The sequence below is a fragment of the Vulcanimicrobium alpinum genome (assembly GCF_027923555.1).
Lineage (GTDB): Bacteria > Vulcanimicrobiota > Vulcanimicrobiia > Vulcanimicrobiales > Vulcanimicrobiaceae > Vulcanimicrobium > Vulcanimicrobium alpinum.
The window spans coordinates 1,646,355-1,666,456 of the sequence record NZ_AP025523.1; the positions used below are offsets into that span (position 1 = coordinate 1,646,355).

The window sequence follows — 20,102 nt, forward strand, 5'->3', positions numbered from 1 at the left end:
GACTGCGAACTGCGGCTCAACCGCAGCGCACTGCTCGACGCGCCGCAGCCGCTTCGGCATGCGCTCGACGCGTTTCTGGTCGGCGCGCAGATCCCGGAACCGGCGCGCGAGGACATCATCATCGCGGTCGGGAGGCGCTTTCGAACGCGGTCGAACACGCCTACCGCAGTGACGTGCGCGGCGAGGTCGAGCTCTACGCGCGCACCGGCGCCGGTGCGACGCTGCTCGTCGACGTCGTCGACCGTGGACGCTTCATCGAGCGCGACGGCGGAACGCCCGGACGCGGCTTCGGGCTGCGGATCGTGCGCGCGATCGCGCGCGAGGTGACGATCGAGCCGAACGGCGGGACCAGCGTGCGGATGGTGTTCGACGTGCCGCGGCTAGCCGGCTGACGCCGCGTTCGACGTCGCCGGAAGCCAGCGGTCGAGGACGCGCCGCAGGTCGGCGAGGCTGACCGGCTTCGCGACGTAGTCGTCCATCCCGGCGGCGAGGCACGCGTCGCGATCCTCGCCGCGCGCGTTCGCGGTCATCGCGACGATTACGGTATGGGTGCGGGTGCGCAATTCCGCGCGCCGGATCTGCGCCGTTGCGTCGTAGCCGTCGAGCACCGGCATCTGCACGTCCATGAAGATCAAATCGACGTTGCCGCGGGAGTGCGCCAGCACCGCCTCGGCGCCGTTCCCCGCGACCTCGGGCGCGAAGCCGAGCCGTTCGAGCTGGCGCGTCGCAAGCCGCTGGTTCACCGGATTGTCTTCGGCGATGAGGATGCGTTCGGCGCGCGCCGGCGCAGACGGGTCCGCCGCTGCGCCCGGCAGATCGCCCGCGCGCGCCTGCACGACGCCGGCGATCGCGTCGAAGAGCGACGACTGCGTCGCGGGCTTCACCAGGTACGAAGAGAAGCCGGCTGCCCGCGCCTGCGCGGCGAGTTCGCGATCGTCGTTGGCGGTGATCATCACCAGTCCCGTGTGCCCGAGCAGCGGATGCTGGCGGATCTTCCAGCCCAGCGCGATCCCGTCGCTCATCCCGAGGTCGTAGTCGACGAGCACGTTGTCGTAGGGCTCGCCGCGTTCCGCGGCCCACGTGAGGTGGCGCAACGCCGTCGCGGCATCCTGGACCTTGTCGGCGTGCACGCCCCAGCCTTCGAGCGTGCGCCGCAGCAGCTCGAGCGTGCGCGGATCGTCCTCGACGACGAGCGTCCGCGTCCCGCGCAGTTCGCGCACCGCGGGAGTCCCCGGCACCGCACGGCTGCGCGCGAAGGGGATCGTGAACCAGAAGGTCGAGCCGCGCCCCGGCGTGCTCTGCACGCCGATCTCGCCTTCCATCAAACGCACCAGCCGCCGCGAGATCGTCAGGCCGAGGCCGGTGCCGCCGAAGCGTCGCGTCGTCGACATATCGGCCTGGCGGAACGGCTCGAACAGCGTCGCTTCGGTCGTCGCATCGATCCCGATCCCGGTGTCGGAGATCGCGAAGCGCAGCGTCACCTCGGCGTCGGTCTCGTGCTCGACCGTCACCACCACGACGACGCTCCCGCGGTCGGTGAACTTCACCGCGTTGGAGAGCAGGTTCAGCAGGATCTGACGCAAGCGCAACGGGTCGCCGACGACGAACTGCGGGACTCCGACGTCCGCGTAGGTGACCAGTTCGAGATGTTTGGCGTGCGCCTGCGGCGCGACGATCGCCGCCACCGTCTCGGTGAGCACGACGATCTCGACGTCGGCTCGCTCCAGCTCGAGCCGGCCGGCCTCGATCTTCGAGAAGTCGAGGACGTCGTTGATCACGCCGAGCAGCGTTTCGCCGGAGTGGCGGATCGTCTGCACGTATTCGTGCTGTTCGCGATCGAGCGGCGTGTCGAGCAGCAGCTCCGACATCCCGATCACGCCGTTCATGGGCGTGCGGATCTCATGGCTCATCGTCGCGACGAAATCCGATTTCGCGCGCGATGCCTCTTCGGCGCGCGCGACCGCCGCGCGCAGCTCGTCTTCGCGCGAGCGGATCGTCGCGGCCATCACGCGCAGGGTACGATCCAGTTCGGCGACCTCGTCGGAGCCCGCGAGCGCGTCAGCGTCGGCGACCGGCTTCCCGCGCATGTACGCGCGAGCATGCTGTTCGACGCGCTCGATGCGCTGGGCCAGCGACCGGCTGACGATGAACGCGAGGACGAGTGTCGCCGTCCCGCCGGCGAGCGCGACGACGAAGAGCCAGATCCCGCTCGACCGCCAGATCGCCTGCAGTTGGACCCGCGCCTGCGCGCGCCGGTCGCGCTCGATCGTGTCGAAACGCAGCTTCGCCGCGATGAGATCGGTCATGAGCGATTCGGCGCGCGCGGTCGTCGCGAGGGCGGAGCGGGCGTCGATGCTCCCCGGCTTCGTGGCTGGGGTCTCAGCGTCGAGCCGAGTGAGTTCCCGGCGTGCGAACGCGTCGATCGCCCCAACCGACTCCTCGACGTCGAGATCCCCGGCGGTGGCGGCGTGCAGCGCGCCGATCCGCGCGAGGACGCCGGCGCGTGCAGCGGCGTAGGAGGCGCGGTCGCCGCGCAGCAGGACGCGCCGCACCGCGTTCTGCGCGTGCAGCACCGAGATCAGCACGTCGTCGGAGGCTTCGAGCCGGATCGTCGCGTCGCGCGAGACGTTCTCCATCGCGTGCGTGCGCGACCCGAAATACGTGACCACCGCGATGACGCCGAGGATCAGCGCGAGCGGAACGATCACCAGCGCGGAGAGCCGCGCGCGCAGCGACACGGCGTCAGTCCCGCGGGACGTAGTCCAGCGAGCCGTACCGCCCGGTTGCGAGCTTCTCGCGCTGCAGGAGCAGATCGTCGAGCAGCGCCGAGGCGCCGATGCGGAACAGGTCGGGATCGAGCCAAGGGTCGCCGAGCGACTCGTCGAGCAAAACGAGATACGCGATCGCGGCCTTCGTGGTGCGCACGCCGCCGGCGACCTTGAGCCCGCGGCGTTCGCCCGTGCGGCGCGCGAAGTCGCGGATCGCCTCGGCCATCACGAGCGCCGTCGCGAGCGTCGCCGACGTGCCGATCTTCCCGGTCGACGTTTTGATGACGTCGGCTCCGGCTTCGAGCGCCAGGTCCGACGCGCGGCGCGTCGCGTCGTAGGAGCCCAGTTCGCCGGTTTCGAGGATCGCTTTGAGATGAACGTCGCCGCACACGTTCTTGACCGCGACGATCTCGTCGTAGACTCGCGCTTCGTCTCCTGCGAGAAACGCACCGCGGTCGATCACCATGTCGATCTCGTCGGCGCCGCTCGCGAGCGCCGCTTCCGTGTCGCGCAATTTCACGTCGAGCGACGAGAGGCCGCTCGGGAACGCGGTCGCGACCGAGGCGACTTTGACGCCGGTGCCGCGCAGCGCGTCCTTGGCGACGGCGACGAGGTTGGGATAGACGCAGACCGCCGCGACCCGCGGCGCACCGGGCGCGGGGAACGCCGCCTTCGCGCAGAGCGACCGCACGCGCCCCGGCGAGTCGCGTCCTTCCAGGGTCGTCAGGTCGATGCACCGGATCGCCAGGTCGATCGCGGCGAGCTTCGCCTCGTTCTTGATCGAGCGGGTCCCGAAGCTCGCCGCACGTGCCTCCAGCATGACCGCATCGACCGGCGGAGACGTAAGCGAGAGCAAGGGCATGACTCTGCACGTTCGAGAAGGTCGCGCGGCGTGACCTCGTATGCGCCGCCGCTCGCCGGCATCCGTGTTCTGGAACTCGGTTCGTCCGTCGCCGGACCCTCAGCCGGACGGCTCCTCGCCGATCTCGGCGCCGACGTGCTCAAAGTCGAATCCGCCGAAGGCGACGGTCTGCGGACGTGGGGCGCGCCGGCGCCGGACGGCACCTCGTGGTGGTTCAAGTCGCACAATCGTAACAAACGCTTCCTGTGCTTCGACTTGCACGAAGAAGCCGACCGAGAGACCGTTCGTGCGATCGCCCTGCAATGCGACGTGCTGATCGAGAACTTCCGGCCGGGGCGGCTCGAGGCATGGGGATTGGGCTACGAAGCGCTGCGCGCGCAGCACCCGCGGCTGATCTACGCGTCGATCAGCGGCTACGGGCAGGATGGGCCGTATCGCGACCGCACGGGATTCGGCAACATCGCCGAGGCGATGGGCGGATTCCGCTACGTCACGGGCTACCCCGACCGGCCGCCGGTTCGGGTGGGGATCTCGCTCGCCGACGAACTCGCCGCGCTCAACCTCGTCGTCGGCATCCTGGCCGCCCTGCGGGCGCGCGATCGCGACGGCGTCGGCGATCTCATCGACGTGTCGCTGCTCGAGTCGTGCATCGCGCTCACGCAGGGACAGCTTCCGGAATACGCCGCGCTCGGCGTGGTGCGCGAACGGCAGGGGAACCGCTTCTCCGCGGCCGCACCGTCGGGCGTCTATCCGACCCGCGACGGGCGGTGGATCGCGATCGGCGCGAACGCCGATTCGATTTTCCGACGGTTCGCCGCCGCGATCGGCCGTCCCGAACTCGCAGCCGATCCGCGCTTCGCGACCAATCGCGACCGCTCGCGCAACATCGCGGAGCTCGAGGCGGCGATCGCGGCATGGACGCAGAGCGTCGATGCCGGCGAAGCCGCGCGGGTGCTCACCGGCGCCGGCGTCCCGGCGGGTCCCGTCTATTCGATCGCCGACATCGTCGCCGACGAACAGGTGCGCGCGCGCGGCGTGGTGCGCTATCTCGACGACGGTGCCGGAAATTGCGTGGCGACCGCGGCGCCGGCGGCGCGCTTGCGCGCGCATCCGGCGGTGCTCGATCACGCCGCGCGCGACGTCGGCGCCGACACCGACGCGGTGCTGGCGGAACTGGGGATCGGAGGATCGCGATAGCACCGATCATCGCGCTGCGGGACGTCAGCAAGACGTTCGAGAGCGGCTACACGGCCCTGCGCGGCGTCGATCTCGACGTCGAGGCGCAGCGCTTCGTCGCGCTTGTCGGCCCTTCGGGCTGCGGCAAATCGACCTCGCTCTCGCTGGTGGCCGGGCTCGAGGAACCGAGCACGGGGAGCGTGCTCGTGCGCGACCGGCCGGTCGCGGGGATCACCGATTCGGTCGGGTTTCTCTTTCAGCGCGACGCGCTGCTCCCGTGGAAGAACGTCCACGACAACGTCCTCTTTCCGCTGCAGCTGCGCGGCGTGCCGGGCGACGAGGCCCGACGGCGCGTCGACGCATGGCTCGGGCGCGTCGGCCTGCGCGGCTTCGAGGCCTCGTATCCGCATCAGCTCTCGGGCGGGATGCGCAAACGCGTCGCGCTGGCGCAGACGCTCGTCTACGATCCGGAGATCCTGCTGATGGACGAGCCGTTCTCGGCGCTCGACGTGCAGACGCGCAACCTCATGGAGGCGGAACTGCTCGGGCTGTGGCAGGGCTCGGGGAAGACCGTGATTTTCGTGACCCACGACCTCGAAGAGGCGATCGCGCTCTCCGACGAGGTCGTGGTGATGACCGCCGGACCCGCGCGCGTGAAGGCGCGGTACGACGTTCCGCTGCCGCGTCCGCGCGACATCGAGACGGTCCGCTTCGATCGGCGTTTCACCGCGCTGTATCAATCGATGTGGAACGATCTGCGGGACGAGGTGCTGGAGAGTTACGCCCGTGCGAATGCGGCCGGTTGACCGGCGCGTCGTCGCCGCGACGCAGATCGCGGCGATCGCGATGGTGCTGGCGGGCTGGGAGTTCGGCGTGCAGGTGCACGCGGCGCATCCCGGGTCGGGGATCGATCCGTTTTTCTTCTCGAGTCCGAGCCAAATTGCGGCTACGATCGGAACCTGGTGGCAGCACAACTACATCCTGGGCGACGTCGCGGTCACGATGGAGGAGACGGTCTTCGGACTGCTCGTCGGCGGCGCGATCGGCGTCGCGCTCGCGGTGCTGCTGGCCTCGAACCGTTTTCTCGGGGCGGTCTTCGTCCCGTTCCTGGTGCTGTTCAACTCGATCCCGCGGGTCACGCTCGTTCCGCTGTTCATCCTGTGGTTCGGGTTCACGCTGTGGTCGAAGGTCGTCAGCGCGGTCGTGCTGGTGCTCTTCGTCGTCTTCTTCGCGACCTACGACGGGATCCGCGACGTCGACCCCACGCTCGTTGCCAACGCCCGCGTGCTCGGCGCGCGCCAAGCCGACATCGTGCGTCACGTGCTCGTCCCCTCGGCGCTCACGTGGATCTTCTCGTCGCTCCGCTCGGCCGTCGGCTTCTCGCTGATCGGTGCGGTCGTCGCCGAATATTTCGGGGCGCAGGCAGGCGTAGGCTATCGCATCCAATACTCGGAAGCGCAGCTAAACACGAGCGGCGTCTTCGCCGGGCTCGCGATTCTCATGGTCCTCGTCTTCGCGATCAACCTCGTCTTTCAATGGCTCGAAAAGCGGCTCGTGGTTTGGAAGCCGCGCGTTTCGTAAGGAGGGAAACGATGAACGATCTGACTCGACGCCGGATGCTGAGCGGCCTCGCCGCGGCCGGCGCGTCGACCGTGTTCGGCGTACCGCAGTTCGCGATCGCGGCCGGCCCGCGCGAAAAAGTTCCGGTCGTCGTCGGCTCCGAGCACGCGCTGGTGTATCTGCCGTGGGACCTCGCGAAGGCGCTCGGCTACTTCGAGGCTGAGGGACTCGACGTCGAGATCACCTATACCAAGGGCGGCAGCGAGGCGGCGACGGCGCTGGCGTCTGGGAGCTGCGACTACAGCGGCAACGCGATCGATCACGCGGTCGCCGCGGCGGAGCGCGGGAAGTCGTTGCAGATGATCGTCGACTTCATGAACCAGCCGGGGATCGCGCTGATGGTCCGCCCGGGCGACAAAGATAAGTACAAGACGTTCGCCGACTTCAAAGGCAAGACGATCGGGGTCACCTCGATCGGTTCGGCGACCCACGTGCTCGCGCTCTACATGGCCAAGCGCGCCGGCCTCGGCAAAGACGACGTCAAGATCGTCGGCGTCGGCGGCGGGGCGACGATGATCTCGGCGCTCGCCGGCAGCCAAGTCGACGCCGCCTACGGCAACGATCCGTACGCCACGACGCTGATTCGCACCGGCCGCGGGGTGCAGTGGGTCGGCCTCTACACTTCCGCCGAGACGCGCAAGTGGCTCGGCTTCAAGGAGTACTGCTTCACCGGTGCGCTCACGCGGTCCGAGGTGATCCAGAAGAACCCGGAGCGTACGCAGAAGATCGTCAACGCGCTCGTTCGCGCGCACAAGTTCATGGCGACCCGCACCTCGGCGCAGATCGCCGCGGCCCTGCCCGACGAGTTCCGCGGCGGAACGCCCGCCGCCGACTGGGCCGCATCGTACAGCCACTCGCGCCCGGCGTACACCCAGCACGGCGAGATCGATCTGGAGGGCGTCCGCGCGAACATCGAGGCGAACGCGTACTTTCTCGGCGCTGAGCCGAAGGTCAAGCCGACCCAGCTCTTCGACCTCACGTTCGTCGACCGTGCGGCGAAGAGCGTGCGCGTCTAGCAGGCTGATGAAAAATCGGCCGAGTTGATGTTGGCGTGACGGCGTTTTTCGCGTATTATAAGAGCAAGTCTCCTCATACCTTGGTGAGGTTGCGGCCGATGCGGACTCATGATGAGCAGCGTGCATCCGTTTGGACGACGTTGCAGCCGGAAGACACCGTGCCCGGCGATCATCCGTTGCGCCCGATGCGCGTGATGGTCAACGAAATTCTGCGCGAACTCTCGCCGGAGTTTTCCAAGCTCTACTCCCGACGGGGCCGGCCATCGATCGCGCCGGAGAAGCTGCTGCGAGCCTTGCTGTTGCAAATGTTCTACTCGATCCGCAGCGAGCCGATGCTGCTGGAGCAGTTGCGTTACAATTTGCTCTTTCGTTGGTTCGTGGGCTTGAGCATGGACGACAAGATCTGGGACCCCTCGACGTTCAGCAAGAACCGCGATCGGTTCTTGAATGGCGAAATCTCCGAGCGGTTCTTCGCCGCCGTGGTCGAGCGGGCGCGTGCCGACGAACTGCTCTCGAACGAGCATTTCACCGTCGATGGGACGCTAATCGAGGCGTGGGCCAGCCACAAGAGCTTTCGGCCCAAGTCGGACGACGAACCGCCGACCTCGAGCGGCGGTCGCAACGAGGGCGTGAACTTTCGTGGCCGGCCGCGCAGCAACGAGACGCACGTCTCGAGTACCGATCCGGACGCGCGGTTGTACCGCAAGAGCAGCGGCGCGCCGGCGATTCTCGGCTATCTCGGACATGCTCTGATGGAGAATCGCAACGGCTTGATCGTCGGCGTGAAGACCACTCGCGCGACCGGGATCGCCGAACGCGAAGCAGCGCTGGAATTGATTCGCGGGGTCAGCGGAAGCAACCGAATCACGCTCGGCGCCGACAAGGCGTACGATACCAAAGACTTTGTCGAGGCGTTGCGAGCGCTCAACGTGACGCCGCACGTTGCTCAAAATACGACCCGTCGCCGCAGCGCGATCGACCGCCGAACCGTCCGCCATCCGGGCTACACGGTGAGTCAACGCAGGCGCAAGTTGATCGAGGAGAGCTTCGGGTGGGGCAAGACGATCGGCCGATTGCGCAAGGTGCATTTCCGCGGGCTTGATCTGGTCGGCGACATTGTGCGCTGGACGGCCGCGGCGTACAACTTGATCAGGATACGCAATCTGAGGGCCGCGACATGATGCGAAGTGATGCTGACCCGAGGGGGCGTTTTCGAGATGAACCGCTCGGCAACGGGCTTCGAGAGGTCCGCCGACCTCCCGAAAACCGTGCTGAACGGGCAGTTCGCGAACCACGCGCCGATTTTTTCACGGGGCTGCTAGATCAGACCGCCCCGTTCCACAACGCCGTCAGCCGCGTGACGACCGCGCGGTCGTGCGGCTGCTCGCCGCTCCCCTTGCAGACACGGCAGGGGACCGGCGCGCAGTCCGCGCACGCGCCCGAGCCGCTGCAGTGACGGCAGTCGTCCTCGGGCGAGCGCATCGCGCGGCGGGCGCGCGGAAGGGTCCACCGCTCGCGCTCGCGACGGCGGTGCTCGCCGTCGAGATCGCTCTCCTTGAGCATCGCGCAGAAGCCGAACATCGAGATGCAGGCAAGAGCGCCGACGACGAAGTCGGCGAACGTACGGTCCCTCATCGCTCTTTGACTATCGGTGCCGGAGCAGCGAAGTTTGAGCGATAGCCGCCACACCTGGCGAGCGATGCTCCATGCCGCGGGTACGACGTCAGCCGACGCACACATCAACGCGGAGGTTGCATGCAGACATCGGAGGTTCGGGACGCGGCCGCACAGGCCGTCAACCAATCGAAGTCGTTCCTGAGCCGTCAGGTCGACCAGCGGACCACGGAACTCGGAGATCGCGCCGCGACGATCGCGGAAGAACTGCGCCATGTCAGCGGTCAATTGCGGCAGAGCGGGATCGCGCCCGGCGCCGACTACACCGATCGGGGCGCCGAGGCCGTCGAGAACGTCGCTCGCTATCTGCAGGGCGCCGACGGCGAGCAGTTGATCGAGGATCTGGAATCGCTGGCGCGACGTCAGCCGTGGATGGTCGCCGCGGGGGCACTCCTTGCGGGGTTCGCGGCATCCCGCTTCCTAAAGACCTCGAGCTCCCGCCGTTTCCGTTCCGGGTCGGCCGGGCGCTACGGAACCGGCGGCACGGCGTATGGATACGATTATGAGACCTGATGCACCGCGCGAGGCCGATCGCCCGATTGGCGAGCTGCTGCGCGAACTCGGCGACGAGATCGCGACGCTTGTCCGCGCGGAGATCGCACTGGCACGCGCCGAGATGGCCGAGAAGGCGAAGCCTGCCGTCGCGTCCGCCGGGATGTTCGGCGGCTCGGCCCTGCTCGCGCTCGGCGCGTTCGGCGCGTTCACGACCTTTCTCATCGCCGTGCTCGCACTGGCCCTGCAGGTCTGGGCGGCGGCACTCATCGTGACGGTGATCTACGGCGTGATCGCCTTCGCGTTCGCGCAGTCCGGAAAACACAAGTTGGAAGAAGCGACGCCGCTCGTCCCCGAGCAAACAGCGCAGACCGTAAAGGAGGATATCGAATGGGCGAAGACCCGCGCGCAATCCGGCATGAGATCGAGGTAACCCGTGCGCGCATGGGCGACACGGTCGAAGCGCTGGGCAACAAGGCCGACGTGCCGGCCCGCGTCAAGGACGCGGTGAACGATCGAGTGGAGACCGTCAAGGAAAGCATCGGCGATGCCGTCGGAGGGGTGATGGACGGAATGCAGCAGGCAACGCGCAGCGTCGGACGGGCGCTGGGCGGTGCGAGTGAATCGGTGAGCGGACGGGTCGGCGACACGGTCGAAGCGGTCGGCGACCGGCTGCCCGATGTCTCCGATGCGCGCAACGCCGCTCGCCGCGGCGTCGACATCGCGCAGGAGAATCCGCTCGGGCTCGCGCTCGGCGCGCTCGCAGTCGGGTTCCTTGCGGGACTGCTCGCGCCGGTGACGGATCTCGAGCGCGAACGCGTGGGGCCGCTGCGCGACGATCTGATGCGGCGAGCGCAAGACGCCGGGACCGAGATGCTGCAGCACGGCAAACAGGTCGTCAGCGACGTTGCGCAGTCGGCAATGCAGACGGCGCAGCAGTCGGCGCAGGCGCACGCGCGCGAGGTCGCGGACGAGCTTGCGAACGGGACGAGCTCAGCGACGGCGGGTGCACGCACGCCGGGCACCGCGTACCCGTAAGGCTCAGACGATCGCATCGGGTGCGGCGACGTCGGCCTCGCGGCCGGCGTCGTCGACACGGCGGTGCCAATCCGCGCCGAGCTCGTGATCGAGTTCGTCGCGGAGCAGACCGGCGGCCATGTTGGTCTCGATGACCAAGAACGCCGTCGCGATGCAGAGGAACGTCGCTCCCAGCAGGACCAGCGCGAGCGAGATCCACGGCACCGCGACCCGCGTGACTTCCTCGAGCGCGATCGAGAGCGACGACATCACGAACAGGAAGATCGCGAGATAATAGAACGTCAGCGCGCGCTCCACGAATTGGGAGCGGCGGCGATACGAGCGCAGCCAGCGCGTATACGTGCGGACGGTCTGGAGATCGCCGCGCTGCGCCGCAGCCGTCGTCTGCGCGAGGACCTCGCGCGCGCGGTCGAAGACGCGCGCGATGCGCGTGAGCGTCGAGGCGACGAGCGATCCGGTCCCCAAGATGAGGATCGCGGGCGTGATCATCGCCGAGATGACGCCCAGGATCGACGGAAGCCCGGAGGAGGACGCGCCGCTGAATATGGCGCGTCCTCTGTTCGCTGCTAGCGCCCCGAAGTCTGCGCCGGCGGCGCGATCCCGAGTTCCTCGTAAAAGGCGTTCGGGTTCATCGGGCGGCCCAGGAAGCGCGCCACCTCGACGTCGGGCTCGAGCGCGCGGGCGGGCGCGAGGATGTCGTTGCGATAGGCCATCCCGGCGACCGGGTTGGTAAGCCCCTGCGCCTTGAAGCGCGAGAACATGTCCTGCGCGTAGACCTTCGACCACAAGTAGCCGTAGTAGCCCGCGTCGTAGCCGCCCATCAAGTGGCCGAACGCCGCTTCGGGATGCGTGCCGTCGACAAACTGGTTGGGGGTCGTGCGCGAGACGGTCGCCTTCCACACCGCGGTCGTGTCGATCGGCGGTTTGGCGGTGTGATAGATCATGTCGACGCTGGCGTAGAGGATCTGCGAGGTCGTCTGCAGCGCGTAATGCACGTAGCGCGCCGCGATCATCTTCTGGATCATCTCGTCGGGCAGCGGCTGGTTCGTGGCCACGTTCGCGCTGACGGCCTTGAGGATCCCCGGATCCCAGGCAAAGTTTTCGAGCATCTGCGAAGGCGCTTCGATGAAATCCTGACGGAAGCCGGCGGTGAGCGTCTCGTACGGCTCGTTCGCGAGCAGCGCCGCCATGTTGTGGCCGAACTCGTGGAAGAACGTCACGACGTCGTCGTGCGTCAGGAGCGCCGGCTTGCCGGGCGCGGGGGCCGGCCAGTTCCCGACGATCGCACTGGTCGCGAGCCGCACGCTGCCGTCCGGCATCACCCGGCGCGGGACGAGCGGGAAGTTCGCGAAGTGATCGTACTTGCCGGGGCGCGGATAGAGATCGAGATAGAAGCGGCCGCGCGGTGCACCGCTCGCGGCGTCGACGACGTCGTAGGTCTGCACCTGGTCCTGCCACGTCGTCTCGGAGACGCGGGTGAACTTCACGCCGAGCAGGTGCTCGTAGATCCCGAGGACGCTGTCGATCACGTGCGGGACTGGGAAGTACTGTTTGATCGCGTTCTGATCGACGGCATATTTCGTCTTGCGCAGCAGGTTCTCGTAGTAGCCCTGATCCCATTGGTCGAGCGGCGCGCCCTTGAGCGCCGCGTCCTCGTCACGCTCCGTTCGCGCCTTGGCCAGGATCGCGGCGTCGATCTGCGTGAGGAAGTTCTCGACGCGTGCCGGCGACGCGGCCATGCGATCGGCGAGCACGTACGCGGCCCACGTCTGGTAGCCCAGCAGATGCGCGAGCCGATCGCGAAGGACGAGCGCGTCCTGCAGGAGTTTCACGTTCGCGTCGCCGCCGCGGTTGTTGTATGCGATGTAGTACGATTTGCGCGCCGCGGCGTCGCTCTTGTTTTCCATGAACGGCCCGACGGTCGACTCGTTGACCGGGACGGTGTAGCCGCCGTCGGGGTTCTTTTTCAGTGCCGCAGCGACGAAGTCGGGCGGCAGCGCCTGCGCCTGCACCGCGGTGATCGCGATCGTGGACGCGTCTTTGCCGAGATTCGCCTGAAAGGTGTTCTGATCGTCGTTGAGCTTCTGCTGAAGTGAGATGTACTCGCGCCGCTGCGCGTCGGGCAGCCCCGCGCCGCTGCGCTTGAGCTGGGTGAGCCAGAGCTGGGTGAGCTTCGTCTGCGACGGCCCGTGCGAGGTTCCGCTCTTGGCCGCCGCATTGACGGCTTGATAGAGATCGGGGCGCGCCGCGAGTTCCGTCAGCGCGTTGCCGGCGTCGGTCGAGCACTTCAGCGACGCGTCGCGCACCTTCGCGTCGGTCGCGACATTGAAGAGGAAGCCTTGCGCGGCGAGGTCGTCGTTGAAATCGGCCGTCGCGTTCTCCAGCGGCAGCACGACGGTCTCAAACGTCCGCGCCGAGCGCGCGCGCACGATCGCGTTGGTGCGCGCATTGAGCTGCGCGATCGACGATGCGCACGTGGAGGCAATCTTCGCCGGCGCGAGCGCCCAGTCGACGGCGACGAGGGCGGCGGCGGGTTTGGCGTGCGCTGCCAGCGGGAGGGAGGCCAGGAGCGCGGACGCCGCGACGGCAGCCGTGCTCCGAACGATTACGGACTTCATCACCCGCTCTACGTTCGTGAAGGTCCCCGGTGTTCCGTCGCGTGAAATGCGACGCATGCTCCGTTCGCTGCTTCGTGCGAGCGCTGCCGTCGCGCTCGCGGTTTTCGTTGCTCCGGCCGCACCGTCGGCCGCACCGCCCCCGGGACTCGCATACGACGAGATCGTGCGCGTCGTCGTCAACGCAACGCCGCCGCCGCCGGGGAACTTCGCGGCCGACGTTGCCGCGATCCAGACCGCCCCGGCCGCGCCCAGCGCGCCGCCGCGCCGGCGCGGGCTCGGCAACATCGCGAACATCGCCGGCGCCGTCCTCTCCGGTGGCGGGGCGAACGCCGTCGCAGGCGCCGTGGCCTCGGAGGCGATCTCCGCCTCGATCGAAAGCGCGCTCGAAGCGTCGATGGCCGCGCAGTTCAGCGGGCTGGCGGCGAGCGCGCGATCGTTTCTACAGCCGCATCTGCTGCGCTACGCGTACTGGAACGGCTGGGAACGGGTCGACGACGTCGCCGCGCAGACCGCGACGATCCGCAAGTGCGATTTGGGCCAAGTCGTGACCCTCAATCTGGCGCAGAAGACGTACACGGTCTCGGTCCCGGGCAGCGAGCCCGAGGCGAGCGCGCCGCCGGCGCCGCGCCGCGGGCGCGCCCCCGATCCCCAAGCGCCGGGGACCGCGGTCGCCGATCTCACCGAGACGACCCGCAGCCTCGGCCCGCTGCGGATCGAGAACCAGCCCACGACGGGGTACGACGCGACCACCAGCTTCACGATGAGCCAGGCGACCGGTTCGTGCCGCGACGGCGGCGCGTCGATTCGCACCGTGGAATATCTCTCGCCGCTGAACCGTCCGGCGGTCACCTCGTGCCCGATTCGCCGGCCCTTGGTCCCGCAGACGGCGAGCGAGGCCGTCACGATGCCCACCGGCGGCTGCCGCCCGACTTTCACCGTCCGTCGTTCGGGTCCGACCCCGCCCGGGAGCAAGCTCTCGCTGTATTCGCTGGTGACCTTCGCGCAAGCGGGCTCCGGCGCGGCGACGCCGCCGCCGGGCGGCGGCTTCGGGTTCCTCACCGAGCGCGGCAGCCTGCGGACGCTCGGGGCGACCGACGCCTCGCTCTTCGAGGTGCCGACCGGGTTTACGAAATCACCCTGATCCGCTCGGCGGCGGCCACTGCTGACCTTGCCCGCAGGGCCGCGGGCGTGTAGCATAGGCGGAGCCTCGACGAGGGTTGGGCCTCGCGCAACGGCAACCCGTGAACCCCGCCAGGCCCGGAAGGGAGCAACGGTAAGCGGACCTTCCCGTGTGCCGCGAATCACCTGGCCCTCGTCCTGGCCTTTCTTTTGGCATGAACGAACTCACCACGGCCGTCATCGCGAGTCTGACGAGCGCGCTCGTCGTCACGAGCGCGTACCATCTGCTCGTCGCGGCGCCGCGCGCCGCGCGGATGCGCGCGATCGTCGACCAGCACGACGGCATGCTCGGCGGCGGGGCGACCCGCGCCACCGATCGGCTGACGGCGCTCGAACGGGACGCCGTCGAGGCAGCGCGGGCGCGCGACGGGCAAGCTCGCCGGATCGAGTCGCTGGAGAAGATGGCGCGCACCGAGGTGCCGCGGGTCGGCTTCGTCCGTTTCAACGCCTTCGACGACGTCGGCTCCGACCTGTCGTACGCGTTGGCGCTGCTCAACGGCGAGGGCGACGGCGTCGTCCTCACCAGCATCTACTCGCGCGAGGACACGCGCACGTACGGCAAGGGCGTCACCGCCTTCAAGCCCGCGACCGATCCCTCCGAAGAAGAACTCGCCGCGATCGCCAAAGCCCGAGCCGCCGCATCGTGAACGACGCCGACCACACGATTCTCGTCAAGATCATCCCGCCGAAGGGCCGCGCCGTGTACCGCCTCCAGTTGACGCGCCGTCATCTCGCCGCGATCGCGGTCGCGTTCGTCGTCGCGCTCGCCGGCGCGGTCGCCGCGCACACGTATCAATTGCGCGTCGCCGAGGAGCACCTGCGCGCCCTGCAGTCGCTTGCCGCGGACCAGCAGCGCAAACTCCAAACGATCGACCGTCAGGCCGACGCGCTCACCAACCAGCTCCGTTCGGTTCAGCGCGAGAACGCCGAGATCAAACGCTTGATCGGCGGCGACCGCGGCGGCCGCAAACAGCACGCGTACGTCGCGCCGCCGCCGGGCGATACGCGGGCGCGTGGGAGCGACTTCACCTCGGTGCAGGCACGCTTGCGGAGGCTCGCGGCCGTCTCGAACAGGACCAGCGACGACGCACGTCGTCTGCAGCGGCTCGCGCTGCGCGCGCTCAACCTGCGGCGCATGGCGTCGATCGCGCGCGAACGGCTCGTCGCCGCGATCCCGTCGCTCAACCCCGTCGCCGGCGGGATCGCGGCAGGATTCGGCTGGCGAACCGATCCGTGGCCGGAGTTTCACAAGGGGCTCGACCTCGAAGCCGACTACGGAACGCCGGTGCATGCCAGCGCGGCGGGCGTCGTGGTCGCCGCCGGCTGGGACGGCGGCTACGGCATCAAGGTCGACATCGATCACGGGAACGGTTACCACACCTGGTACGCGCACCTCTCGCGCGCCGACGTCGCGCCCGGACAGCGCGTCCTCAAAGGCCAGACGATTGCGCTGAGCGGTTCGACGGGCGAGTCGACGGGTCCGCACCTGCACTATCAGGTGATGTACGCCGGCGAGGCGATCGACCCGGCGCCGTTCCTGCACGGTGTCCCCGCGAAGGTGCTTGCGACACTTCCGGATCCTGCCGGCGTATAAGGATTGTTATGTGTCAAGTCTGGCAGGTCGTCGACCTCATCTTCAAGATCTACGTGCTGCTGATGATCGTCTACGCGGTCGTCTCTTGGGTGCCGAGCATCCGCGGGCGCTGGAGCGAGTACCTCGCGATGCTGATCGAGCCCGTGCTCGCGCCGGTGCGCCGCATCGTTCCGCCGCTGGGCGGCCTCGATCTCTCGTTCATCATCGTGATCATCGTGATCCAGCTCGTCGACAGCCAGATCGTTCGCAACAACCTCTACGCGTGCGTGGGCGGTTACTGACCACGTGATCCAGCGCGAATCCGCGGCTGCGGAACGCGGACCGGCCAACGTCCGCAACTTCTGCATCATCGCCCACATCGACCACGGGAAGACGACGCTCAGCGATCGCCTCCTCGAGTTCACGAAGACGGTCGAGCAGCGCGAGATGGAAGCGCAGCTGCTCGATGCGATGGACCTCGAGCGCGAGCGCGGGATCACGATCAAGATGCATCCCGTGACGCTGACCTACACGGCGCGCGATGGGATCACGTACGAGTTGAACTTTATCGACACCCCGGGGCACGTCGACTTCTCGAGCGAGGTCTCGCGGTCGCTGGCGGCGTGCGAGGGCGCGCTGCTGGTGATCGACGCCGCGCAGGGCATCGAAGCGCAGACGCTCGCGAACTACCACCTCGCGCTCGCGCAGAATTTGACGATCATCCCGGTCATCAACAAGATCGACCTGCCTGCCGCCGACGTCGACCGGGTGAAGGGCGAGATCGAAGAACTGCTGGTGATCGAAGGCGCCGACGCGATGACGGCCTCGGCGAAGGAAGGGATCGGGATCGAAGAGATCCTCGAGGCGATCGTGCAGCGGGTGCCTCCGCCGAAGGGACGCGAGGACAAGCTTCGCGGCCTGGTGTTCGACGCGCAGTTCGACCCCTATCGCGGCGTGGTCGCGTACGTGCGCGTCGTCGACGGCGAGCTGAAAGCCGGCTCGCGATTCATGTCGATGGCGCATCGGCGCGTCTACGAAGCGACTGAGGTCGGTGTCTTCAAGCCCGAGATGCGCAAGACCGGGAGCCTCGCGGTCGGGAACGTCGGCTACGTGATCGCGAACATCAAGTCGCTGGGCGACATGGATGTCGGCGATACGATCACGCTGGCCGACGATCCGGCGGCGGAACCGCTGCCCGGCTACAAGCCGATCGTCCCGATGGTGTACTGCGGGCTCTACCCCAACGAAGGGGTCGAGGTCTCGGAGCTGCGCGACGCGCTCGAAAAACTCGCGCTGAACGACTCGGCGCTGCACTTCGAGCCCGAGTCGTCGATCGCGCTCGGGTTTGGATTCCGCTGCGGATTTCTGGGCCTCTTGCACATGGAGATCGTGCAAGAGCGGCTCGAGCGCAACTACAACCTCGACCTGATCGCGACGTCGCCGTCGGTGGTCTTCCGCGTGACGATGACCGACGGAACGATCGAGACGATCGACAACCCCGCGAAACTGCCGCCGCGCGACAAGATCGCGCTGATGGAAGAGCCGTACGTGAAGGCGACGGTGATCACGCCGCCCGAGTACGTCGGCGCGATCATGGAGCTCACGCAAAACCGACGCGGCAGCCTCGCCAACATGGAGTATCTCGTCGACGGGCGCGTGATCCTCAGCTACGAGATGCCGCTGATCGAAGTGATCATCGACTACTTCGATCAGCTCAAGAGCCGCACCAAGGGCTACGCGTCGCTCGACTACGAGGTGATCGGGTACCGTGAGGGCGATCTGGTGAAACTCGAGATCCTGCTCAACGGCGAAGCCGTCGACGCGCTCTCGTTCATCGTAGCGCGCGAAAAGGCGGCGTCGCGCGGACGGATGCTCACCGAGAAACTGAAAGAGCTGATCCCGCGGCAGATGTTCGACGTTCCGATCCAGGCGGCGATCGGCGGCAAAGTGGTCGCGCGCGAGACCGTCAGCGCGATGCGCAAGAACGTGCTGGCAAAGTGCTACGGCGGCGACATCTCGCGCAAGCGCAAGCTGCTCGAGAAGCAGAAGGCCGGCAAGGAGCGGATGAAGCGCGTCGGGCGCGTCGACCTGCCGCAGGAAGCGTTCATGGCGGTCCTGCGCCTGGACGAATCGTAGTCCGGCGGCGATGCGGAACGCCGGCCGCGCTCGCGTCTACGTCGCGACGAAAAATGTCGGCAAGCTGCGCGAGATGGAGCAGCTCTTCGGCGACGCGCCCTTCGATCTGGCGACGTTCGGCAAATACGAGGATCCGATCGAGGGCGATACGTCGTACGCCGACAACGCGGCGCTCAAGGCGCGTGCCCTGCACGCGCAGCTCACCCGCGCCGGCCAGCCGGGGAACGTCCTCGCCGACGATTCGGGGCTGGAAGTGTACGCGCTGGATCGCCGTCCGGGCGTGCTGACCGCGTTTTACGGCGGCGCAGAGCTGAGCTGGGCGGAGCGGCGAACGCGGCTGATCGCGGAACTCGAGGCCTCGCCGCTCGGCGCGTCCGACCGGCGGGCGCGCTTCGTGTGCGCGCTGCACTTCATCGGCGCCGACGGGCGCGAGTTCGCGACGATGGGAACGGTCGACGGTGAGATCGCGCCGCACGAGCGCGGAGAGCTCGGCTTCTCGTTCGATCCGGTCTTTCTCTATCCGCCGCTCGGGCGGACGTTCGCCGAGCTTTCCGGCGAGGAGAAGAACCGCTGCAGCCACCGCGCGATCGCTACGGCGGCGCTGCTGGCAGCGCTCTCGCTGGCGGGCGTCCCGGCTGAGGTCCACGATTGAGGAGCTCGTGCAGGCCTGAACACGGAATGAGCCCGACCGGCGGATCGGGCTCGTTTACGTGGTGCACCGCGAAGGACTCGAACCTTCAACCAATTGCTTAAGAGGCAACTGCTCTACCATTGAGCTAGCGGTGCTCAAGAGAGGACTTTACGAGAACGGGTCGTGGTCGTCAAGGCCACGACCCGCTCTCGACCGTTTGGTGCGCCCGGTGGGACTCGAACCCACGACTCTCGGCTTAAAAGGCCGGTACTCTACCAACTGAGTTACAGGCGCGCGCATTCCGGATCGTTCGTGCGAGGCTCCGCACCGTGCGGAGCCTCGCCGATGTTCTGGGGTGACTGACCGGGCTTGAACCGGCGACCTCCGGATCCACAATCCGGCGCTCTAACCAACTGAGCTACAATCACCACGCAGGAGACCGGAAATACTCATCCGTTTGCGGCTGGATTCCCTGCTCCTGACATGTTCCCGGTAACCGCGGGAACCCCGCGATCTTGCGCCGCGACAATTTGCGCAACGGCCGCGCACGCGTCGATCTCATTGCGTTCGCTCTGCGTTTGCTACCGCGAACGTTGATCGAACTCCAAGGCGACCTTGATGCGCGCGCCCGGCAGGAGTCGAACCTGCATCGTTCCGCTTAGAAGGCGGATGCCTTATCCGTTAGACCACAGGCGCACGTGGTCGGGACGACAGGATTTGAACCTGCGACTTCTTGCTCCCAAAGCAAGCGCTCTACCAAGCTGAGCTACGTCCCGCAGCCTTCATCCTAGCATGCGCGCCAACCAGGCCCGGCAGAACGCGGAGCATCGCTGCTCCGGAAGCAGTTTTCCGGGCGAGCCGGGCGAACTGGTGCGCATTTTCGCCCGCCCCTTCATCAACCGGGAGGTCGTTGCCATGTCACCCTCACGCGGAGCCTTTCTCACCTCCGCCGCCGGCGGAGCCGCGGCGATCGCCGCGCCCTCGCTCGTCGCCGCTGCCGCACCTGCCGAGGTAGCCGCCGCCACGAAGGGCATGACCTCACCACGCTGCGCGACGGCGGGGTCGATCACGTCGGCGTCCGTACGCCGCTCGGGATCGTCGACGTCTCCCGCGCCTCCAAGGCGCTCGGTGTCGCCCAGCCGCCGCTGACGGTCGACGACGTGATCGCCGGGCGCGGCGATATCGCGGCGCTCCCGAAGCTCGTCGCGAACGCGCCCGCCGACGCGATCCGTGCCGAGAACGCGGTCGAGTACGGCCCGCTGGTGGGCGCGCCGCCGAAGATCGTCTGCGTCGGCTCAACTATCGCGCCCACATCGCGG

General features: G+C 67.8%; 22 protein-coding genes, 5 tRNA genes and 1 other RNA gene. 16 read left to right on the top strand and 12 right to left on the bottom strand.

Annotated elements, in window-relative coordinates; genetic code table 11:
- Window positions 1–2 precede the first annotated feature (2 nt).
- Window positions 3–392 (top strand): ATP-binding protein, encoded by a 390-nt coding sequence (locus WPS_RS08430; RefSeq protein ID WP_317997519.1) that lies wholly within the window; start codon window positions 3–5, stop codon window positions 390–392.
- Here WPS_RS08430 and WPS_RS08435 read toward each other — a convergent pair.
- Both WPS_RS08435 and deoC read right to left on the bottom strand, forming a co-directional pair.
- Window positions 381–2,738 (bottom strand): hybrid sensor histidine kinase/response regulator, encoded by a 2,358-nt coding sequence (locus tag WPS_RS08435; protein WP_317997373.1) that lies wholly within the window; start codon window positions 2,736–2,738, stop codon window positions 381–383. The two genes, WPS_RS08430 and WPS_RS08435, sit on opposite strands and share 12 nt — an antisense overlap.
- Before the next feature lie 4 nt (window positions 2,739–2,742).
- Window positions 2,743–3,630, bottom strand: a complete 888-nt coding sequence (deoC, locus tag WPS_RS08440) for a deoxyribose-phosphate aldolase (RefSeq protein ID WP_317997374.1) — start codon at window positions 3,628–3,630, stop codon at window positions 2,743–2,745.
- Window positions 3,631–3,660: 30 nt separating this feature from the next.
- On the opposite strand from deoC, the gene WPS_RS08445 reads away from it, so the two are divergent.
- The 5 genes from WPS_RS08445 (at window position 3,661) to WPS_RS08465 (ending at window position 8,623) form a co-directional block, all read left to right on the top strand.
- Window positions 3,661–4,827, top strand: a complete 1,167-nt coding sequence (locus WPS_RS08445; RefSeq protein ID WP_317997375.1) for a CaiB/BaiF CoA transferase family protein — start codon at window positions 3,661–3,663, stop codon at window positions 4,825–4,827.
- Window positions 4,818–5,612 carry an ABC transporter ATP-binding protein gene (locus tag WPS_RS08450; RefSeq protein ID WP_405054943.1) on the top strand — a complete coding sequence of 265 codons (795 nt, stop codon included), beginning with the start codon at window positions 4,818–4,820 and terminating at the stop codon, window positions 5,610–5,612. The genes WPS_RS08445 and WPS_RS08450 overlap by 10 nt, the downstream gene beginning before the upstream one ends.
- Complete coding sequence (locus WPS_RS08455; protein WP_317997376.1) at window positions 5,599–6,387, top strand: ABC transporter permease; 789 nt, start codon at window positions 5,599–5,601, stop codon at window positions 6,385–6,387. Before WPS_RS08450 ends, WPS_RS08455 begins: the two co-directional genes overlap by 14 nt.
- An 11-nt stretch (window positions 6,388–6,398) precedes the next feature.
- Entirely contained in the window at window positions 6,399–7,442 is a 1,044-nt protein-coding gene (locus WPS_RS08460; protein WP_317997377.1) for an ABC transporter substrate-binding protein, read from the top strand.
- Between the two features lie 98 nt (window positions 7,443–7,540).
- Window positions 7,541–8,623: an IS5 family transposase gene (locus tag WPS_RS08465; protein WP_317994189.1), complete on the top strand. Its 1,083-nt coding sequence runs from the start codon at window positions 7,541–7,543 to the stop codon at window positions 8,621–8,623.
- Window positions 8,624–8,765: 142 nt separating this feature from the next.
- Here WPS_RS08465 and WPS_RS08470 read toward each other — a convergent pair whose 3' ends face one another.
- Entirely contained in the window at window positions 8,766–9,077 is a 312-nt protein-coding gene (locus WPS_RS08470; RefSeq protein WP_317997378.1) for a hypothetical protein, read from the bottom strand.
- A gap of 120 nt (window positions 9,078–9,197) precedes the next feature.
- On the opposite strand from WPS_RS08470, the gene WPS_RS08475 reads away from it, so the two are divergent.
- The 3 genes from WPS_RS08475 to WPS_RS08485 are packed head-to-tail and all read left to right on the top strand — an operon-like array spanning window position 9,198 to window position 10,646.
- Window positions 9,198–9,629: a hypothetical protein gene (locus WPS_RS08475; RefSeq protein WP_317997379.1), complete on the top strand. Its 432-nt coding sequence runs from the start codon at window positions 9,198–9,200 to the stop codon at window positions 9,627–9,629.
- Window positions 9,607–10,041, top strand: a complete 435-nt coding sequence (locus tag WPS_RS08480) for a phage holin family protein (protein ID WP_317997380.1) — start codon at window positions 9,607–9,609, stop codon at window positions 10,039–10,041. The genes WPS_RS08475 and WPS_RS08480 overlap by 23 nt, the downstream gene beginning before the upstream one ends.
- Window positions 10,042–10,052: 11 nt before the next feature.
- Window positions 10,053–10,646 (top strand): hypothetical protein, encoded by a 594-nt coding sequence (locus WPS_RS08485; protein ID WP_317997381.1) that lies wholly within the window; start codon window positions 10,053–10,055, stop codon window positions 10,644–10,646.
- A 3-nt stretch (window positions 10,647–10,649) separates the two neighbouring features.
- Here WPS_RS08485 and WPS_RS08490 read toward each other — a convergent pair whose 3' ends face one another.
- Both WPS_RS08490 and WPS_RS08495 read right to left on the bottom strand, forming a co-directional pair.
- Window positions 10,650–11,135 carry a DUF2721 domain-containing protein gene (locus WPS_RS08490; protein ID WP_317997382.1) on the bottom strand — a complete coding sequence of 162 codons (486 nt, stop codon included), beginning with the start codon at window positions 11,133–11,135 and terminating at the stop codon, window positions 10,650–10,652.
- Window positions 11,136–11,212: 77 nt separating this feature from the next.
- Window positions 11,213–13,264 carry a M3 family metallopeptidase gene (locus WPS_RS08495; protein WP_317997383.1) on the bottom strand — a complete coding sequence of 684 codons (2,052 nt, stop codon included), beginning with the start codon at window positions 13,262–13,264 and terminating at the stop codon, window positions 11,213–11,215.
- Window positions 13,265–13,319: 55 nt separating this feature from the next.
- On the opposite strand from WPS_RS08495, the gene WPS_RS08500 reads away from it, so the two are divergent.
- The 7 genes from WPS_RS08500 to WPS_RS08530 all read left to right on the top strand — a co-directional run bounded on the left by WPS_RS08500 (window position 13,320) and on the right by WPS_RS08530 (window position 18,804).
- On the top strand, window positions 13,320–14,405 hold the full coding sequence (locus WPS_RS08500; RefSeq protein WP_317997384.1) for a hypothetical protein: 1,086 nt from the start codon (window positions 13,320–13,322) through the stop codon (window positions 14,403–14,405).
- A 74-nt stretch (window positions 14,406–14,479) separates the two neighbouring features.
- Window positions 14,480–14,578, top strand: an RNA gene (ffs, locus tag WPS_RS08505) — signal recognition particle sRNA small type.
- A gap of 20 nt (window positions 14,579–14,598) precedes the next feature.
- A complete protein-coding gene (locus WPS_RS08510) occupies window positions 14,599–15,090 on the top strand; it encodes a DUF4446 family protein (protein WP_317997385.1) in 492 nt (163 codons plus the stop codon).
- On the top strand, window positions 15,087–16,037 hold the full coding sequence (locus WPS_RS08515; protein ID WP_317997386.1) for a M23 family metallopeptidase: 951 nt from the start codon (window positions 15,087–15,089) through the stop codon (window positions 16,035–16,037). Before WPS_RS08510 ends, WPS_RS08515 begins: the two co-directional genes overlap by 4 nt.
- A gap of 8 nt (window positions 16,038–16,045) precedes the next feature.
- On the top strand, window positions 16,046–16,318 hold the full coding sequence (locus tag WPS_RS08520) for a YggT family protein (protein WP_317997387.1): 273 nt from the start codon (window positions 16,046–16,048) through the stop codon (window positions 16,316–16,318).
- 4 nt (window positions 16,319–16,322) lie between these two features.
- Complete coding sequence (lepA, locus tag WPS_RS08525) at window positions 16,323–18,152, top strand: translation elongation factor 4 (protein WP_317997388.1); 1,830 nt, start codon at window positions 16,323–16,325, stop codon at window positions 18,150–18,152.
- A 10-nt stretch (window positions 18,153–18,162) separates the two neighbouring features.
- Complete coding sequence (locus WPS_RS08530) at window positions 18,163–18,804, top strand: non-canonical purine NTP pyrophosphatase (RefSeq protein WP_317997389.1); 642 nt, start codon at window positions 18,163–18,165, stop codon at window positions 18,802–18,804.
- 59 nt (window positions 18,805–18,863) lie between these two features.
- Here the strand turns inward: WPS_RS08530 and WPS_RS08535 are convergent.
- The 7 genes from WPS_RS08535 to WPS_RS08565 all read right to left on the bottom strand — a co-directional run bounded on the left by WPS_RS08535 (window position 18,864) and on the right by WPS_RS08565 (window position 20,095).
- A tRNA-Lys gene (locus WPS_RS08535) sits at window positions 18,864–18,938 on the bottom strand.
- Between the two features lie 63 nt (window positions 18,939–19,001).
- Window positions 19,002–19,077, bottom strand: a tRNA-Lys gene (locus tag WPS_RS08540).
- Window positions 19,078–19,134: 57 nt separating this feature from the next.
- Window positions 19,135–19,211 (bottom strand) — tRNA-His (locus WPS_RS08545).
- Window positions 19,212–19,406: 195 nt separating this feature from the next.
- Window positions 19,407–19,479: transfer RNA gene (locus WPS_RS08550), tRNA-Arg, on the bottom strand.
- Between the two features lie 3 nt (window positions 19,480–19,482).
- Window positions 19,483–19,559, bottom strand: a tRNA-Pro gene (locus WPS_RS08555).
- Between the two features lie 6 nt (window positions 19,560–19,565).
- Window positions 19,566–19,853 (bottom strand): hypothetical protein, encoded by a 288-nt coding sequence (locus WPS_RS08560; protein WP_317997390.1) that lies wholly within the window; start codon window positions 19,851–19,853, stop codon window positions 19,566–19,568.
- Window positions 19,850–20,095: a hypothetical protein gene (locus WPS_RS08565; RefSeq protein WP_317997391.1), complete on the bottom strand. Its 246-nt coding sequence runs from the start codon at window positions 20,093–20,095 to the stop codon at window positions 19,850–19,852. The genes WPS_RS08560 and WPS_RS08565 overlap by 4 nt, the downstream gene beginning before the upstream one ends.
- Window positions 20,096–20,102: the final 7 nt, after the last annotated feature.

Excerpts from the sequence above, each read along its gene's own strand:
- WPS_RS08520 (WP_317997387.1), top strand. The coding sequence starts at position 16,046 with ATGTGTCAAGTCTGGCAGGTCGTCGACCTCATCTTCAAGATCTACGTG.
- WPS_RS08510 (WP_317997385.1), top strand. The coding sequence starts at position 14,599 with ATGAACGAACTCACCACGGCCGTCATCGCGAGTCTGACGAGCGCGCTC.
- WPS_RS08530 (WP_317997389.1), top strand. The coding sequence starts at position 18,163 with ATGCGGAACGCCGGCCGCGCTCGCGTCTACGTCGCGACGAAAAATGTC.
- WPS_RS08480 (WP_317997380.1), top strand. The coding sequence starts at position 9,607 with ATGGATACGATTATGAGACCTGATGCACCGCGCGAGGCCGATCGCCCG.
- WPS_RS08455 (WP_317997376.1), top strand. The coding sequence starts at position 5,599 with ATGCGGCCGGTTGACCGGCGCGTCGTCGCCGCGACGCAGATCGCGGCG.
- WPS_RS08475 (WP_317997379.1), top strand. The coding sequence starts at position 9,198 with ATGCAGACATCGGAGGTTCGGGACGCGGCCGCACAGGCCGTCAACCAA.
- WPS_RS08470 (WP_317997378.1), bottom strand. The coding sequence starts at position 9,077 with ATGAGGGACCGTACGTTCGCCGACTTCGTCGTCGGCGCTCTTGCCTGC.
- WPS_RS08495 (WP_317997383.1), bottom strand. The coding sequence starts at position 13,264 with ATGAAGTCCGTAATCGTTCGGAGCACGGCTGCCGTCGCGGCGTCCGCG.
- WPS_RS08490 (WP_317997382.1), bottom strand. The coding sequence starts at position 11,135 with ATGATCACGCCCGCGATCCTCATCTTGGGGACCGGATCGCTCGTCGCC.
- deoC (WP_317997374.1), bottom strand. The coding sequence starts at position 3,630 with ATGCCCTTGCTCTCGCTTACGTCTCCGCCGGTCGATGCGGTCATGCTG.
- WPS_RS08465 (WP_317994189.1), top strand. The coding sequence starts at position 7,541 with ATGCGGACTCATGATGAGCAGCGTGCATCCGTTTGGACGACGTTGCAG.
- WPS_RS08485 (WP_317997381.1), top strand. The coding sequence starts at position 10,053 with ATGGGCGACACGGTCGAAGCGCTGGGCAACAAGGCCGACGTGCCGGCC.
- WPS_RS08460 (WP_317997377.1), top strand. The coding sequence starts at position 6,399 with ATGAACGATCTGACTCGACGCCGGATGCTGAGCGGCCTCGCCGCGGCC.
- WPS_RS08500 (WP_317997384.1), top strand. The coding sequence starts at position 13,320 with ATGCTCCGTTCGCTGCTTCGTGCGAGCGCTGCCGTCGCGCTCGCGGTT.